This is a genomic window from Subtercola sp. Z020 (assembly GCF_002931235.1).
In the GTDB taxonomy this organism is placed as follows: Bacteria; Actinomycetota; Actinomycetes; order Actinomycetales; family Microbacteriaceae; genus Subtercola.
This window is the reverse complement of sequence record NZ_PSTT01000115.1, coordinates 1-15,256: the sequence shown is the minus strand read 5'-3', so window position 1 is coordinate 15,256 and position 15,256 is coordinate 1. Positions and strand designations below refer to the sequence as shown.

The window sequence follows — 15,256 nt, the reverse complement described above, 5'->3', positions numbered from 1 at the left end:
GGTCACCCACGACCGCCGCATGCTCGAGACGGTGACGCTGAACCGGCAGTGGCAGGTGGCGGGCGGAAGGAGGGGGTTGGCGGTCACGGTGGCCTCGAACTGGGCGGCGGAGAGCACCACGAAGGAGGCGCGGAAGCCGGCCGCGGCGGCGAAGGCCGACTCGATGGCGGCGACGTCGGGGGCGCCGAGGAGCCGGTCGGAGGCGAAGACCACGTTGCCGCTCTGGAGGAGTGTGGCGACGTCGGTGTAGCCGAGCCGTTCGAACACGCGGCGAAAATCGGCCATGGTGATGCGGTTGTTCGCACCGACGTTGATGCCGCGCACCAGGCCGACGTATTCGTGCGACCCGACGGCCGAGCCGGCGCCAGCAGCACCAGCGCGGCTCACCGCTCGCTCACCTGCCCGCCCGCCACCTGCCACTGCCGGTTCAGCGTCACCGTCTCGAGCATGCGGCGGTCGTGGGTGACCAACAGCAGCGTGCCCTCGTAGGCCTCGAGGGCCTGCTCGAGCTGTTCGATGGCCGGCAGGTCGAGGTGGTTCGTCGGCTCGTCGAGCACGAGCAGGTTCACGCCGCGCGCCTGCAGCAGCGCGAGGGCCGCGCGGGTGCGCTCGCCCGGCGAGAGACTGTCGACGGGGCGGTCGACGTGGTCGGCTTTCAGGCCGAACTTGGCGAGCAGCGTGCGCACCTCGGCGAGAGGAAGGTCGGGCACGTGCGCCGCGAACGCCTCGAAGAGCACGGCGGAGCCCGCGAGCAGCCCCCGCGCCTGGTCGATCTCGCCCACCGCCACACTGCGGCCGAGGGAGGCCGAGCCCGACGACGGCTGCTGCGTGCCGAGCAGCAGCCGCAGCAGTGTCGACTTGCCCGCCCCGTTCGGGCCCGTGATGCCGATGCGATCCCCGCCGTCGACCTGCAGCGACACCGGCCCGAGCGTGAACGAACCCTGCGTCGCTACGGCCCCGCTGAGGGTCGACACCACCGCGCTCGAGCGGGGCGCCTGGCCGATCGTGAACTGCAGCTGCCACTCCTTGCGCGGCTCGTCGACCTCGTCGAGCCGAGCGATGCGGCTCTCCATCTGGCGCACCTTCTGCGCCTGCTTCTCGCTCGACTCCGCGGCGGCGCGACGACGGATCTTGTCGTTGTCGGGCGACTTCTTCATCGCATTGCGCACGCCCTGCGACGACCACTCCCGCTGGGTGCGGGCGCGCCCGACGAGGTCGGCCTTCTTGGCGGCGAACTCGTCGTACTCCTCGCGGGCGTGCCGACGGGCCGTCGTTCGCTCCTCCAGGAACGATTCGTAGCCACCGTTGTAGACCGCGATGCTGTTCTGGGCGAGGTCGAGCTCGACGACCGTCGTCACGCAGCGCGCCAGGAACTCCCGGTCGTGGGAGACGAGCACCACTCCCCCGCGCAGCCCCTTCACGAACGCCTCCAGCCGGGCGAGCCCATCGAGGTCGAGGTCGTTCGTCGGCTCGTCGAGCAGCACGAGGTCGAACCGCGACAGCAGCAGTGCCGCGAGCGCCACACGGGCGGCCTGCCCACCCGAGAGGCCGGTCATGGGCACAGAGACGTCGAGCCCGAGACCGAGATCGGCCAGCATGGCGGGCACCCGATCATCCAGATCGGCGGCGCCAGTGGCCAGCCACCGCTCGAGCGCGACCGAGTACGCGTCGGCATCGGCGGCCGACCCCGAGCCGAGCAGCTCTGAGGTGCGTTCCATCTCCAGCGTCGCCTGCGTCGCGCCCGTGCGCCGACCGATGTACCCGGCGATGCTCTCGCCCGGGATGCGCTCGTGCTCCTGGGGCAGCCAGCCCACGAACGCGTCGGGCGGCGAGAGCGACACGGCGCCGGCGAGGGGCTGGTCGACGCCCGCCAACAGCCGCAGCAGGGTGGTCTTGCCCGCACCGTTGGCGCCCGTGAGACCGACCACGTCGCCCGGCGCGACGGTGAGGTCGAGCCCCGAGAAGAGGGTGCGATGTCCGTGGCCGCCCGAGAGTCCTTTGGCGACGAGTGTTGCTGTCATGCTCCCAGTGTGGCAGGCGGCCCGGACACCGAAGAGTGATCGAGCGCCAACGGGGGAAACCACCGCCGGCCGCCGACCTGGGGAGGAGAGGTTACCGCCGAGGCGGGTTCTCGCTCATGATCTGCTCGACGTCGATGCGCTTCAGAAGGGCCGCCCAGTCGATGTTCCGCGCCTCGTCTGCGACGCTCTCGTCGGCGAAGGCGCGCCCGTTGCGGTGCACCACGACGCCCTCTGGAACCATGCTGTTCAGCTGGGCGAGAACGGCGTCATCGACCGCCTCGCTGTCGAAGTCTGCACCGACGGTGGCAATGAAGTCTGCCGACACTGTGTACGAAACGATTCCCACATCCACTTGGCTCATATGCCAAGCCTAGACCGCGGCATCCTGCCACCCACCGCCAGCCCTAAACTGAGTTCCGTCGGCAGGGCGACTGGGCGTTGCGCGGCGTTTCGAGGGGGCTTGCCGTGGATCAATGGCTCGAGAACATTCCGCCGATCGCGGTGCTGCTGGTGGTGCTCGCCTTCGTGGCTGTCGAGAGCCTGGGTGTGCCCCTGCCCGGCGAGACCATCCTCGTTGCCGGCACGCTCGTCTCCCTCGGGGGCTCGCTCCCGCCCTGGCTCGTCGCGGTCGCGGCCGTGATCGGCGCCGTTCTCGGTGATTCGATCGGCTACGTCATCGGGCATCGGTTCGGGGCGCGACTGCTCATCGTCGCCTCCCGCCGCTTTCCGAACCACTTCAGCGCCGAGCGCATCCGCGACGCCATCGCCCTGATGAACCGCTGGGGCGCTCTGGCCGTGTTCGGGGGTCGCTTCGTCGCCTTCCTCCGTGTGCTCGTCGGTCCGCTGGCCGGCACGCTCCGGATGCCGTACCGGCGTTTTCTCGTCGCGAACGTGGCCGGCGCCATCGTCTGGGCCGGTGGTGTGACCCTGATCGTCACCCTGCTGGGCCGCGCCGCGGAGCAGCTCATCCACCAGTTCACCTGGCTGGCGCTGCTCGCCGTACTCGTCGCGATCGTCGTGGTCGCGACGGTAGTCGTCTACCGAGGGCGGCGCGCGGCTGCCCTGGCAACAGCAACAGCAACAGCAACAGCACAAGCACAAGCACAAGCACCAGCAGCACCGACCTCTTCGAGGCAGATGGCCGCCTCTCCCCCCTCGCCGCCGCAGCCGGACTGCCCGAGACGGCAGAGGGCGCACCCTCCGCCGCCGGCGTCGCGGGCCTCGCCGGAGTCGCCGCAGCCCTCGGCACCGTGTTCGCCCCCGTCGGCCGCGCCGTTCGGCGCACGCCCTTCACCGCATCCCTCGTCGGCGTCTTTCTCATCGCCTCGCTCGCCACCGGCGCCCTGTGGGACCCGATCGTGCGCCGCTCCTGGTACACCGGAATCGCCTACGGCCTGCCCTCCTTCCTCGACGGCCAGTGGTGGACCCTCATCACCGGCACCTTCTTCTCGCAACTGCCCATCCACTACGCCCTGAACCTCGTCGGCCTGATCGTGGCGGTCGGCTGGGCCGAACGCCGGTTCGGCTCGTTCCGGGCCTTCGGCATCTTCGCCGGCGGCCAGGTCGCCGCTGTGATCGGTACCGTCTTCTTCCTGCTCGCCGCGCGCTCGTTCGATAGCGACTGGGCCAGCCAGCTCACGTCACAGTACGACGTCGGCCCGTCGGGCGGGGTGTTCGCCTGCCTCGCCGCCGTGCTCGTGACGCTCCGCGCGCCGTGGCGCCTGCGCCTGCGGTTCGCGCTCTTCGCGATCGTGACCGTCGCGCTCATCTACATCGGCACAATGGCCGACATCGAACACTTCATCGGCGTCACGGTCGTGATGCTCGCCGCCCCGTTCGTGCAGCCCCGCGGCACCCGCGCCGGCCGACCGAGCACCCGGGAGTGGCGCATCCTCGCCTTCGCCAGCCTGGTCATCCTCGCCGTCGTCGAGACGGTCGGCTCCCTTCTGCCCTCGAACGACCCGACCACGTCGTCGGCCGCGGGAACGGGCACCTGGGTGGATGTCGCGATCGACGTCGTGGTCATCGCCCTGATCGCGAACGGTGTGCGCCTCGGCCACCGGCTGCCCTGGGTGTTCGGCGTCATCCTGGGCGTCTTCAACGTGCTCGAGTTCGTCGGGCTCGCGCTCTACGCCGTTCTCGCGGTCGACTTCCCGCCCAGCCTGTTCGAGGCCCTGCTGAACTCCTCGCTCTGGATCGCCGTGCTCGTGATCCTCTGGGCGGGCCGCGGCGCCTACCGGGTGCCGTGGCGCCGGTCACGCCGGGTGGTGCGGCAGACGACGGATGCCAGGAAGACCCCGCTCGCCATCCTCACCGCCGACGGCGGCGGAACGCTGTCGTGGATGACGATGTGGAACGAGAACCAGTACTTCGTGACCGCCGACGGGGAGAGCTTCGTGGCCTACCAGCGCCGCTCGGGCGTCGCGCTCGCGCTCGGCGACCCGATCGGCCCGGCCGAGAAGCTCGGTGAGACGATCGCGGAGTGGGTCGCCGAGTGCGAGCGCATCGGACTGGCGCCCTGCTTCTTCTCCGTCTCCGACGCCACGCTCGCCGTCGCCCCCGAGGGCTGGACGCACCTGCAGGTGGCCGAAGACACGATCATCGACCTGCCCACGCTCGAGATGACCGGCAAGAAGTGGCAGGCCATCCGCTCAGCCCTGAACAGGGCCGAGCGCGAGAAGATCACCTTCCGCATGACGGTGCTCGCCGACGAACCCTGGGAGATCGTGTCGCAGGTGCGGGCGATCTCCGAGGAGTGGGTGGGCGACAAGGCCCTGCCCGAGATGGGGTTCACGCTCGGCGGGGTGGATGAGGCGCTCGACCCACACGTGAAGACCGCGCTCGCGCTCGATGAATCGGGCACCGTGCAGGGCCTGCTCTCGTGGCTGCCTGTCTTCGGAGCCGACGACACCGTTCGCGGGTGGACGCTCGACCTGATGCGTCGCCGCGACGACGGCTCGTTCCGCCCGGTGATCGAGTACCTGATCGCCGCCTCGGCCCTGCACTTCCAGGCCGAGGGCGCTCTGTTCGTGTCGCTGTCGGGGGCGCCGCTCGCCCACGCCGCGGGCTACGAGGCCAGCGGAATCGACGCCGTGCTCGACTCGCTCGGCAAGGTGCTCGAGCCGCTCTACGGGTTCCAGTCGCTGCACAACTTCAAGACGAAGTTCAACCCGCGGTACGAGCGGATGAGCCTGCTGTACCGCGACGAGGGCGACCTGCCGAAGATCGCCCTCGCCCTGACCCGCGCCTTCCTCCCGCACGAGTCCCTGCTGGGCATCGCGAAGATGGGTCTGCAGCGCTGACCGGCTAACCTGAGAGCATGGAATTCAGGTATCTCGGCAACAGTGGTCTCAAGGTCTCGGAGATCACCTACGGCAATTGGCTCACCCACGGCTCGCAGGTCGAGAACGAGGTGGCGATCCAGAGCGTGCGTGCGGCTCTGGATGCCGGGATCACGACCTTCGACACCGCCGACGTCTACGCCAACACTCTGGCAGAGAAGGTTCTCGGCAAGGCCCTGAAGCACGAGCGGCGGTCGTCGCTCGAGATCTTCACGAAGGTCTACTTTCCGACCGGGCCGAAGGGGCCGAACGACACCGGCCTCTCGCGCAAGCACATGATGGAGTCGATCGACGGGTCGCTCCGCCGCCTGCGCACGGACTACGTCGACCTGTACCAGGCCCACCGCTTCGACTACGAGACTCCGCTCGAGGAGACGATGACGGCCTTCGCCGACATCGTGCGGGCCGGCAAGGCGCTCTACATCGGGGTCAGCGAGTGGACGGCGCCGCAGATTCGCGAGGCCTCGGTCTACGCGCACCGGCTCGGCTTCCCGTTCGTCTCGAACCAGCCTCAGTACTCCATGCTGTGGCGGGTCATCGAGGAAGCCGTGGTGCCGGCCTCCGAGGAGGTCGGCATCTCGCAGATCGTCTGGTCGCCGATCGCCGGTGGCGCCCTGACCGGCAAGTACAAGCCCGGTGCCCCTGTTCCCGCGGGCTCGCGCGCGACCGACACCAAGGGCGGCGAGAACTTCATCAAGCGCTGGCTCGACGACGAGACGCTGACGCGCGTTCAGAAGCTGCAGCCGATCGCCGACGAGGCCGGGCTGACCATGGCCCAGCTCGCGGTGGCCTGGGTGCTGCAGAACCCCAACGTGGCGTCGGCGATCATCGGCGCATCGAAGCCCGAGCAGATCGCCTCGAATGTGGCTGCGGCGGGTGTGCGGCTCGACGCCGGAGTGCTCACGGCGATCGACGACGCCCTCGGCGACCTCGTCGAGCGTGACCCCGCCAAGACGGCGTCGCCGGCCTCGCGGGTCGGCTAGGGCATCCCGTGGATCGCGCCCTGCGCTTCTCGGTGCTCGGCCTGGCGGGCGGGTTCGTCATCGTCGTGGCCGCCGTCGCGAACGCCCTGACGCACGGCGACTACGTCACGCCCCTGCTCTTCGTGATGCTCGGCGCCGCCGTGTTCACCCTGGTGATGATCGTGTCGGCTCGCCTGGAACGCAGGCGGGTGCGCAAGCTCTCTGAGCCGCCGAAGCCGCTGCCGCCCACCATGCGCTTCCGTTAGGCGGCGGCGGGAGTCCCGGTCTCGCTCGCCAGGCGCGCCAGGCGCTTTCGCGCCTGCGTCGCGCTCGGCTCGTCGTGCCCGAGCATGTCTCCGACGACCTTCAGCACCAGCCGGGTCGACAGCCGGGTGGGCAGCGGAACCGGCCCGAGCTTCGCCGGCGCCAGGCCGAGCATGTCGCGGTAGACCCCGGGGATCGACGACACGGCCCCGTCGAAGAGCACCGCGTACCCGGGCAGGAGCGACTTCGACAGCGGAGGCCTGCGGATGAACCGCACCGCCTCGGCCACCCGCTCGTCGCTCTTCAGCACCCCGGCGTCGTAGAACGCCCGGATCTGCGCCGCCAGCTCGGCCTCCGAGCGCGGCGGATTCGGCACGCCCATCAGCTCGCCGGCCTTCGCCCACTCCCGCACGTAGGCGTCGGGGCCGCCCGGGATCGGCCCGCTCCAGAGCTTCGCCGTCGCGAGGAACGAGTCGGTGAAGGCGAGGTGCACCCAGGAGAGCAACTCGGGATCGTTCGCCGAGTAGGCGCGTTCGACCCCCTGGGCGTCGAGGTAGCTGCCGTACACCTTCTCGTGCAGCTTCAACACCCAGTTCGAGGTCTGGATGGCCGTCTCGGTGTCGGCGTAGCTGACCGTGTAGATCCAGCGGATGGTGCCGGCGAGCCGCCCGAGCGGGTCTTCCTTGTAGCGTGACCAGTCGTGCACGCCGGCCATCGCCCCGGGGTGCAGCGCCTGCAACAGCAGGGCGCGAACACCCGCCACGATGGTGGCGGTCTGACCGTGCACCGCCCACGTCGCCGAATCCGGTGCGAAGAAGCCGGCGTCGCTGCCCTCTTCGAGCTTCAGCACCCATTCGGGCTGGCCCTCGGCCTGGTTGGTGAAGGTCGATCGCAGGCGGTTGCGCATGGCTTCAGGAAAAATGCTCACCCCCTCAGTCTCTCCCGCCCCCGCGCTGCCGCCCGCACCCTTGACGTTCGACGCGCAGCCTGCTTTGCACTCAGCGCGCGATCACCTCGACCGCCGTGCGGAAGACGACCGGAAACCGTTCGGCCACCGGCACGATGGCGCGGCGGAGCGGCGATCGTGAGGCGGCGAGCAGCGCGCCGGTGAACCGGTTGGCGGTTCCGGATGCCCGCCGCCACTGCCGCTCGTAGTCCGCCGCCGCTCGTGGCCCGATCCGCAGATCGGTCGCTCCGTCGGGTGCCCCCGCGATCACCCGCACGGCGGCGGCGGCCTGCGCGAACCCGATCCGCATCCCTTCGCCCGTCAGCGCGTCGAGGTACCCCGCCGCATCCCCCGCGAGCAGCACCCGGCCGGAGCCGTGCGCCCACACCCGCTGCCGGAGCGGACCGGCCCCGGCCACGCTGCCGTCGGGTAGAGCGCCGGCCAACCGGGCCGCGAGCGCAGGAACACCCGCGATCGCCGCCTCGACGGACAGCCCTCGCGGCCCGAGCACCGCCACTCCCACGAGTTCGTCGTCAACAGGCGTCACATACACCTCGTAGCCGTCGCTCCAGAACACCTCCACCAGGTCACTCCACGGGGCGAGTCGGTAGTGCCGTCGGAGGCCGTAGCGTCGACCGGCCTGCGGCCCCCTCCCCTGCGTGGTGCTGTCGAGCCCCGCCAGCCGCCGCACCGTCGAGTGCAGGCCGTCGCATCCGATGACCCACCGGCTGCGGATCTCAGCACCCCGATCGATCGTGGTGCTGACGCCCCGGGCATCCTGCACCAGACCGGAGACGCGGCCGTCGAGAGTCTGCACCCCCAGTTCGCCGGCCCGTTCGTGCAGGGAGCGCGAGAGCTCTGTTCGCCGCACACCGCGACCCGGCCCGCCCGCGAACCGGTGCTCTGCCGTGTGGCTGCTGTCGCGGTAGCAGATGCCGGCGATCGGATGCCCGTGCGGGCGTACCGCGAGCCGTTCGAGTTCTGCGAGGGCACCGGGCATCAGACCCTCGCCGCAGGCCTTGTCGATCGGGTCGTGCCGCGGCTCGAGAACACTCACCCGCAGCCCGGCGAGCCGAGCGCCGATCGCGGCCGCCATTCCCACGGGGCCACCTCCCACTACGAGCACGTCAGGGTTCGGAGCGGAGCCGGTCGGCACGGCGCGCTCAGACCTTCTGCGCGGCCTGGCTGAGACCGAAGGCGAGCGCGCGCTCCTCGACGGGAATGCGGAAGCGAAAGAGCAGCACGAGATTGACCACGGTGAAGACGAGCGCCGTGATCCACGCCGAGTGCACCAGGGGCAGGGCGATGCCCTCGGCGATGACGGCGACGTAGTTCGGGTGCCGCAGCAGCCGGTACGGGCCACGGCTCACGAGCGGCAGCCCCGGAACGACGATCACCCGGGTGTTCCAGCGCCGCCCGAGCGTTCCGATACACCACCACCGCAGCACCTGGCAGGCGAGGGCGGCCACGAGCATCGGCCAGCCGAGCCACGGTACGAACGCGCGGTGGAGCAGGAAGACCTCGGCGAGGCAGGCCAGCAGCATGCCGGTGTGGAGCGTGACCATGAACGGGAAGTGGCCGCGACCGAACTCGACGCCCCCGCGCTCGAAGGCCCAGCGGGCGTTGCGGTTCGAGACGAAGAGCTCGACGACCCGCTCGGCCCCCGTCGCCAGGATGAGGGCGGCGTAGAGGAGCATCAGCCGACCGTCTCGGGCCACTGCAACAGCACGATCTCGGCACACACACCCGGGCCGAGCGCGAAGAGCAGGCCCCGCTCGCCGGGCGCGAAGCGCTGGTCGTCGAGCGTGAGGCTCAGCACGTGCAGGATGGATGCCGACGACATGTTGCCCTTCTCGGCCATCGACTCCCAGCTGACGTCGAGCGCGTTCTCGGGCAGCGAGAGCGCCGACGCGAAACTCTGCAGCACCCGCGGCCCGCCCGGATGCGCCATCCACACGTCGATGTCGGCGACAGCCAGTCGATGCTCGTCGAGGAACCCCATCACGTCTGCGTCGAAGTGCTCGTCGATGACGTCGGCCACACCCGCGGTCAGAACGATGCGAAAACCGCTCTCGCCGGGATTGAACCCGAGAACGGCCTCTGTTCCGGGGTAGAGCCTGCTGCGCGAGTCGAGCACGTCGGGGCCGGTGACGGCCATCGTCTTCGCCCGCTCGTCTCCCACCATCACGACGGCGGCCGCTCCGTCGCCGAACAGGCCGCTCGCCACCAGGTTGGCCATCGAATCGTCTCCGCGTTGCACGGTCAGCGAGCAGAGCTCGACCGAGATGAGCAGGGCGACATCGTTCGGATGCCCCAGCAGGTAGTCGTTCAGCCGGGCGATGCCTGCCGCCCCTGCGACGCAGCCGAGACCGAACATCGGCACCCGTTTGACGTCGGAGCGAAACCCCAGGCGGAGGGCGAGCAGAGCGTCGACCGACGGCGCAGAGATGCCGGTGACGGACGTGAACAGGATGTAGTCCACGTCGTCGGGGGTGAGCGCTGCCTTCTCGAGCGCGACCATCACGGCCTCCTCGGCCAGGTCGACGGCCGCGGAGATGAACAGGTTGTTGGTCAGGGTGAAGTTCAGGCTGCTGTCCCGGTACCACTCGAACGGCATGACCAGATGGCGCCTGTCGACCCTGCTGTTCGCGTGCAACCGGTTCAGCAGCGCCCGCTTCTGCGGGTCGGAGGTGATGAGCGGACCGAGGAGTTCGGTGATCTCGGGCTGGGAGTAGGAATGCGGGGGGAAGGCTGCGGAAACTCCCGAGATTCGAGGCATTTTTGCACGCTACCACGAGGGACCGACGTCGAATTGCAGGGCTGTCGTTCTGCCTGCCGGGGTGCTAAGTCTTTTCGGCACCTGCAGTGCGTTCCGTACCGCTACGCGACGGGGTCGGCACAGGCAGTGCAGGGTCGACCCTGCGCTCCGTGTCCCGACTCGGGATTAGCGGCAGCGCCACCAGCGGCAGGGCAGCGGTGATCGCGAACGAGGCCGCGAAGCCGACGGTGCCGATCAGCAGCCCCACCAGCGGCGCGGTGGCGGCGGCGGCGAGGAACTGCGCGGTGTTCTGTGCGCCCAGGGCCCGCCCCGACCAGCGGCTCCCGGCGATCTCGGCCACGGCCGTGAAGGCGAGGCCGTTGTCGGCCACGGTGATCGCCGAGGCGACCACGATCGCGACCGCTGCGAGCCCCGACAGGGCGAGCCAGTCGGTCAGGGCCAGCACGATCATCACCACGGTCGCGAGCGCGGCCACGACACGCAGGGGGAGCATCCGGCTGCCCACCCGATCGGAGACCACCCCGACCACGATGCGGCCGATCGCACCGACGAACTGCGCGACGCCGACGACGACGCCGGCCGCGAGAGGCTGCCAGCCCTCGGAGTTGATCAGCCAGACGAGCGCGAAGGTGGAGACCACGAACTGCGGCACGACGAGCAGCACGGAGACGGCGTGGATCTGCCAGAGCAGGGAACTCGCCCGGTACGGGTTGGCAGACGGCGTTCCCGGCCCACCCGCAGCCTTCGGCTTTCGGGGCGGATCCACGATGAACAGCAACGCCGCAGCCGCCGCGACGACCACCACCACGAACGAGAAGGTGAGGGCGGCCGGCAGCCCTCCGGCGGCCGCGAGCGGGGGCACGGTGACGGCCGCGACGGCCACCCCGAGGGGCTGCGCCATCTGCCGGATGCCCATCGCGAGCCCTCGCCGATGCGGCGGGAACCAGCCCACCACCAGGCGACCGCCGGCGGCGTTCGCGCTGGCCGCTCCCATGCCGCCCAGCAGGAAGAACAGGCCTGTCGAGACGAGATCACCCGACAGCAGCGCACCGAGCCCGGCCGCGGCGGCCACCGCGAGACCGGCACCGATCACCCAGTGCTCACCGATGCGGTCGGCGAGCGCGCCCCAGGCGATCAGGGTGATGACCATGCCGACAGACGGTGCGGCGACCAGCAGGCCCGCCTGCGCCAGCGACAGGCCCCGTTCGCTGTTCAGCAGGGGCACCAGAAAGGCGGGCGTGGTCACGGCGATCGTGCCGGCGACCTGAGCCAGCAGACCCAGGGCCAGCATGAACCAGGGGCGCCTCCCCAGCGCGCTGGTCGTTCGGATGTCGCTCACGGTGCTCCTGTCGTCGTTCGTGCCCTCTCCAGCCGATGGTATACCACGAAGGTATACCGAAACCAACTAGAGTTGGAAGTATGACGCAGACTCCGCAGACCTCGCAGACCTCGCAGACGGAACTCATCTACGAGCGCCTGCGGCAGAGCATCCTCTCGCTCGCTGTGACACCCGGCGCTCGCCTCACGGAGCGGGGGCTGGAGGCCGAGCTGGCGGCGTCGCGAACACCCGTGCGGGCGGCCCTGACGAGGCTCGAGGGCGAGGGCCTGATGCAGCGCGACGGTCGGGGGTGGAGAGTCTCGCCCATCGATCTCGGCGAGGTCGAGGCGCAGCTCGAGTTCCGGTCGGCGGTGGAGGCCGCCGCGGTGCGGCTGGCGGCCCTCCGGGCGACCGATGCGCAGATCGATGCGCTCGACGATCTGCTGCTGTCGTTCGACCCGCCCGAGTCAGAAGAGGCGGGTCACCGCATGGGCACCGACTTCCACGTCGAGCTGGTGCGTCTCAGCGGCAACCCGTTCATGGTGGCTTCGGCGGTGAGCTCCCTGACACGACTCGCCCGAACCCGGTGGCTCGAGGTGCGCACCCGGGAGTCCCGCGTGCGGGCGATCGACGAACACCGCGCCATCGTGGAGGCCCTGCGGCGGCGAGCCGGCGATGAGGCCGCACGGCTCGTGGTGGCGCACATCGAGCGCACCCGCGAACGGTTGGTACTCTCGCTCGACGAGGAGCGGTCGAGATCGCTCCGCGCCCGCGGCTACGAGGTGATTGCCCCCGGCCGGTGATCACCCCCGGCCGGTGATCGCCTCAGCCGGTGACTACCAGCCGAGGGTGCCCGGAGCTCCCTTGAACGGGCCGACGACGCGGGAGGTGATCCAGCCGCCGTAGAAGTCGCCCTCCTGGCTGACGACCGTCTCACCGTCGACCGTGCACGAATCCATGCGGGCGGGATAGACGGCCACGCGGTCGTCGAGCAGCCCGAAACCCTTCGACGGGTTCGGGTAGTACCAGGCGGCCGACTCGGCCGTCGCGTCTCCGCCGTGCACGCTGAGGTAGCCCGCGAGCCCCTTGAACTCGCAGAACGACGAACCCCGGGCGTCGGTCAGCGCGCCGTCGGCGAACGCGCTGCGGGGCAGGTAGTAGACCGGCGGATGGCTCGTCTCGAGCACCCGCACCGCGTCGGTCGTGTCGAGGATCGTCTCTCCCCCGAGGGTGATCACGATGCGCTCGCCACTTCGTTCGACCCTCGGCGGCCTCGGATAGTCCCAGACGGATTCCTGGCCGGGGCCCGGTACGGTTCGCTCTGCTTTCGGAGGATGCATGCGACGAGTGTAGGCGCCCGGGCTGGGCGCCGGGGCGACAGTGAACTGAACCGACCGGGCGGCTAGACCGACAGGGCGGCTACACCGACAGGGCGGCTACACCGACAGGGCGAGCAGGGAGACCACCACCGATCCACCCTTCGTGCTCTGCCGCCCGACCTCCTCGAAACCGAGCCGGCGATGGAACGCGAGCGAGCCCGGGTTCGGCGGTTCGAGGTTGACTTCGCAGAACACCTCGGCACGGGCATCCGCTCTGGCCACCTGCAGCACCACCTCGTAGAGCACCGGGCCGAGCCCTCTGCTCCGCCAGCCCGCGCCGATCACGATGCGATCGACGTAGAGAAAGTCGGCCGAGCGCGCCTGGAACCACCGGTAGTTCTCGCTGTCGTAGTCGGCGCCCGGAGCGAGGGCGAGCACGAAGCCGAGCGGGTCGGCCGCGTCATCGGCGTCAGCCTCGACCACGATCGCCACGCGACTCTGGGCGACGATCGCTGCGAGCGCCTCGGCGTCGAGCGCGTTCACGGCCGGAACGGCGGCGTTGTTCAGGGCGAGGAGGGCCGGCAGGTCATCCGGTCGGATGTCACGGGTGCGTACGGTCACGACCCGACGCTACACGGAATGCCGGGCGCGGCCACGGGCTTTACCCTTGAGAGAGAAGGAGACACTGTGACCCTCGACTGGATGAGCCTCCACGACACCGCGCACGCCGAGTTCGCCCGGCGGCTGGCCGCTGTGACCGACTGGTCGGCGCCCACCCCCGACACGGACTGGAACACACACCAGCTGGTGCAGCACGTCATCGAAGAGCAGCAGTGGGTGCCGCTGCTGCTCGAGGGCAAGACGGTGCGCGAGGCGCAGCCGCTCATCCAGCGCCTCGGCCGCGACCTCGCCGCAGACTGGCAGCGCTACTCGCGTGCCGCAGCCGAGGCCTGGGCGCACGTCGACGCCGACGCGCCGGTGCACGTCTCGTACGGCACGATCCCGGCGCACGAGTACCTGCGCGAACAGGTCTCCGACGTGACGATCCACACGTGGGACCTCGCCCGCGCCACGCAGACGAGCGACCTTCTGGATGCCGAACTGGTCGAGGCGGTCTACACCGTGTTCGAACCACAGAAGGAGACTCTCGAGGCGAGCGGCCTGTTCGCCTCCCCCGTGCCCGTCGCCGACGATGCACCACTGCAGTCGCGCCTGCTGGCGCTGACCGGGAGGGACGACCGGGTGTGAGCGAGAACGGCGCGCCGGCCGGCACGGGTGCCTCCGGGCATCCACTCGCCGGCGCGCGCCCCGCGCTGCGTTTCGACATCGCCCTGCCCGATCTCGGCGGGCGACGCGCCCTTGTGACCGGCGGCAACTCGGGCCTCGGCTTCGAGACGGCGCTGCGGCTGGCCGCGGCCGGTGCAGAGGTCACGATCACGGCGAGATCGCGGCAGAAGGGCGTGGATGCCGCGAGCCGGCTGCGTGCGCTGCTGCAGGCGGCTCCGGATGCCCGGGGTGCCGGCCGCGCGGGTGAGATCCGTCTGGCGTCGCTCGACCTGGCCGACCTCCGCTCGATCGAGAGGTTCGCCGACGACTACTCGGCCGCCGGGCATCCCCTCGACCTTCTCGTCAACAACGCGGGCGTCATGGCGGTGCCCCGCCGCACCCTCACCGACGACGGCTTCGAACTGCAGTTCGGCACCAACCATCTCGGGCACTTCGCGATCACCGGCCGGCTCATGCCGCTGCTGCTGCGGGCCGACGCACCGCGGGTCGTGACGCTGTCGAGCGGAGCGCACTGGGCGGGCAGGCTCGACTTCGACGATCTGCAGCGGGAGCACCGCTACAACGCCTGGGCGGCGTACGGCCAGTCGAAACTCGCGAACCTGGTGTTCGCGAAGGAGTTCGCGCGCCGGAGCGGGGCGCTCGGCTGGCAGATCACGAGCGTGGCCGCGCACCCGGGGTTCAGCCGCACCAACCTGCAGTCGTCGGGGCCGAACCTCGGGCGGGCCCGCCCACGACGGATGCTCGACCGCGTCACGGCCCTGCCGGGGTTCGCGCAGTCGGCGGCAGAGGGCGCACTGCCCGCGCTGTTCGCGGCGACCACTCCCGATGCGCTGGGCGGCGACTACTTCGGGCCGTCGGGGCTCCTGGAGCTCTCCGGACTGCCGGGGTTCGCGCACGTCGCGAAGCGTGCCGAGAACGAGCGGGCCGCGCGGCGGCTGTGGGCGGTGTCGGAGGAGCTGACGGGCGTGCTGTTCCCGCGGGACTGACCGCGGGCCGGCTCGGTGGGGGCGGGCTCGGCG

At 70.4% G+C, this 15,256-nt stretch carries 16 protein-coding genes and 1 pseudogene; 7 read left to right on the top strand and 10 right to left on the bottom strand.

The genetic code is table 11. The features are described from left to right. The 3 genes from C5B96_RS14930 to C5B96_RS14920 all read right to left on the bottom strand — a co-directional run. The coding region (locus C5B96_RS14930) for a DUF1697 domain-containing protein (protein ID WP_158507200.1) at positions 1-387 on the bottom strand (387 nt) is incomplete at its 3' end. Further along, positions 384-2,021, bottom strand: coding sequence for an ABC-F family ATP-binding cassette domain-containing protein (locus C5B96_RS14925; RefSeq protein ID WP_104246151.1), 1,638 nt, complete (start codon positions 2,019-2,021; stop codon positions 384-386). The genes C5B96_RS14930 and C5B96_RS14925, both read right to left, overlap by 4 nt. Positions 2,022-2,112: 91 nt before the next feature. Beyond that, positions 2,113-2,382, bottom strand: a complete 270-nt coding sequence (locus C5B96_RS14920; RefSeq protein WP_104246150.1) for a hypothetical protein — start codon at positions 2,380-2,382, stop codon at positions 2,113-2,115. Positions 2,383-2,486: 104 nt separating this feature from the next. On the opposite strand from C5B96_RS14920, the pseudogene C5B96_RS18140 reads away from it, so the two are divergent. The 4 genes and pseudogenes from C5B96_RS18140 to C5B96_RS14900 form a co-directional block, all read left to right on the top strand. Next, positions 2,487-2,897, top strand: a pseudogene (locus C5B96_RS18140) (DedA family protein); the annotation flags it as partial. 374 nt (positions 2,898-3,271) lie between these two features. Continuing rightward, a complete protein-coding gene (locus tag C5B96_RS14910; protein ID WP_104246148.1) occupies positions 3,272-5,323 on the top strand; it encodes a bifunctional lysylphosphatidylglycerol flippase/synthetase MprF in 2,052 nt (683 codons plus the stop codon). 17 nt (positions 5,324-5,340) lie between these two features. Then, entirely contained in the window at positions 5,341-6,345 is a 1,005-nt protein-coding gene (locus C5B96_RS14905) for an aldo/keto reductase family protein (protein WP_104246147.1), read from the top strand. An 8-nt stretch (positions 6,346-6,353) separates the two neighbouring features. Next, complete coding sequence (locus C5B96_RS14900; RefSeq protein ID WP_104246146.1) at positions 6,354-6,590, top strand: hypothetical protein; 237 nt, start codon at positions 6,354-6,356, stop codon at positions 6,588-6,590. Here the strand turns inward: C5B96_RS14900 and C5B96_RS14895 are convergent. The 5 genes from C5B96_RS14895 to C5B96_RS14875 all read right to left on the bottom strand — a co-directional run bounded on the left by C5B96_RS14895 (position 6,587) and on the right by C5B96_RS14875 (position 11,652). Next, positions 6,587-7,516, bottom strand: coding sequence for an oxygenase MpaB family protein (locus C5B96_RS14895; RefSeq protein ID WP_233189232.1), 930 nt, complete (start codon positions 7,514-7,516; stop codon positions 6,587-6,589). The genes C5B96_RS14900 and C5B96_RS14895 overlap by 4 nt on opposite strands. A gap of 70 nt (positions 7,517-7,586) precedes the next feature. Continuing rightward, positions 7,587-8,651, bottom strand: a complete 1,065-nt coding sequence (locus tag C5B96_RS14890; RefSeq protein WP_369826488.1) for an NAD(P)/FAD-dependent oxidoreductase — start codon at positions 8,649-8,651, stop codon at positions 7,587-7,589. Positions 8,652-8,697: 46 nt separating this feature from the next. Beyond that, positions 8,698-9,231, bottom strand: a complete 534-nt coding sequence (locus tag C5B96_RS14885; protein WP_104246143.1) for an isoprenylcysteine carboxyl methyltransferase family protein — start codon at positions 9,229-9,231, stop codon at positions 8,698-8,700. Further along, on the bottom strand, positions 9,231-10,313 hold the full coding sequence (locus tag C5B96_RS14880) for a type III polyketide synthase (protein WP_104246142.1): 1,083 nt from the start codon (positions 10,311-10,313) through the stop codon (positions 9,231-9,233). The genes C5B96_RS14885 and C5B96_RS14880 overlap by 1 nt, the downstream gene beginning before the upstream one ends. A 64-nt stretch (positions 10,314-10,377) precedes the next feature. After that, positions 10,378-11,652 carry an MFS transporter gene (locus C5B96_RS14875; RefSeq protein WP_233189231.1) on the bottom strand — a complete coding sequence of 425 codons (1,275 nt, stop codon included), beginning with the start codon at positions 11,650-11,652 and terminating at the stop codon, positions 10,378-10,380. Positions 11,653-11,732: 80 nt separating this feature from the next. On the opposite strand from C5B96_RS14875, the gene C5B96_RS14870 reads away from it, so the two are divergent. Continuing rightward, positions 11,733-12,434: a GntR family transcriptional regulator gene (locus C5B96_RS14870; RefSeq protein ID WP_104246141.1), complete on the top strand. Its 702-nt coding sequence runs from the start codon at positions 11,733-11,735 to the stop codon at positions 12,432-12,434. Between the two features lie 33 nt (positions 12,435-12,467). Here the strand turns inward: C5B96_RS14870 and C5B96_RS14865 are convergent, their stop codons facing one another. Together C5B96_RS14865 and C5B96_RS14860 are read right to left on the bottom strand one after the other, a co-directional pair. Further along, positions 12,468-12,971: a DUF427 domain-containing protein gene (locus C5B96_RS14865; protein ID WP_104246140.1), complete on the bottom strand. Its 504-nt coding sequence runs from the start codon at positions 12,969-12,971 to the stop codon at positions 12,468-12,470. Between the two features lie 96 nt (positions 12,972-13,067). Then, positions 13,068-13,571: a GNAT family N-acetyltransferase gene (locus C5B96_RS14860; protein WP_104246139.1), complete on the bottom strand. Its 504-nt coding sequence runs from the start codon at positions 13,569-13,571 to the stop codon at positions 13,068-13,070. 66 nt (positions 13,572-13,637) lie between these two features. Between C5B96_RS14860 and C5B96_RS14855 the strand changes: the two genes are divergently transcribed. Both C5B96_RS14855 and C5B96_RS14850 read left to right on the top strand, forming a co-directional pair. After that, a complete protein-coding gene (locus C5B96_RS14855) occupies positions 13,638-14,198 on the top strand; it encodes a TIGR03086 family metal-binding protein (protein WP_233189230.1) in 561 nt (186 codons plus the stop codon). Next, positions 14,195-15,223, top strand: coding sequence for an SDR family oxidoreductase (locus C5B96_RS14850; RefSeq protein ID WP_233189229.1), 1,029 nt, complete (start codon positions 14,195-14,197; stop codon positions 15,221-15,223). Before C5B96_RS14855 ends, C5B96_RS14850 begins: the two co-directional genes overlap by 4 nt. Positions 15,224-15,256 lie beyond the last annotated feature (33 nt).

Coding starts and splice junctions, on each gene's coding strand:
- C5B96_RS14925 (WP_104246151.1), bottom strand. CDS start 2,021: ATGACAGCAACACTCGTCGCCAAAGGACTCTCGGGCGGCCACGGACAT.
- C5B96_RS14920 (WP_104246150.1), bottom strand. CDS start 2,382: ATGAGCCAAGTGGATGTGGGAATCGTTTCGTACACAGTGTCGGCAGAC.
- C5B96_RS14905 (WP_104246147.1), top strand. CDS start 5,341: ATGGAATTCAGGTATCTCGGCAACAGTGGTCTCAAGGTCTCGGAGATC.
- C5B96_RS14885 (WP_104246143.1), bottom strand. CDS start 9,231: ATGCTCCTCTACGCCGCCCTCATCCTGGCGACGGGGGCCGAGCGGGTC.
- C5B96_RS14880 (WP_104246142.1), bottom strand. CDS start 10,313: ATGCCTCGAATCTCGGGAGTTTCCGCAGCCTTCCCCCCGCATTCCTAC.
- C5B96_RS14870 (WP_104246141.1), top strand. CDS start 11,733: ATGACGCAGACTCCGCAGACCTCGCAGACCTCGCAGACGGAACTCATC.
- C5B96_RS14865 (WP_104246140.1), bottom strand. CDS start 12,971: ATGCATCCTCCGAAAGCAGAGCGAACCGTACCGGGCCCCGGCCAGGAA.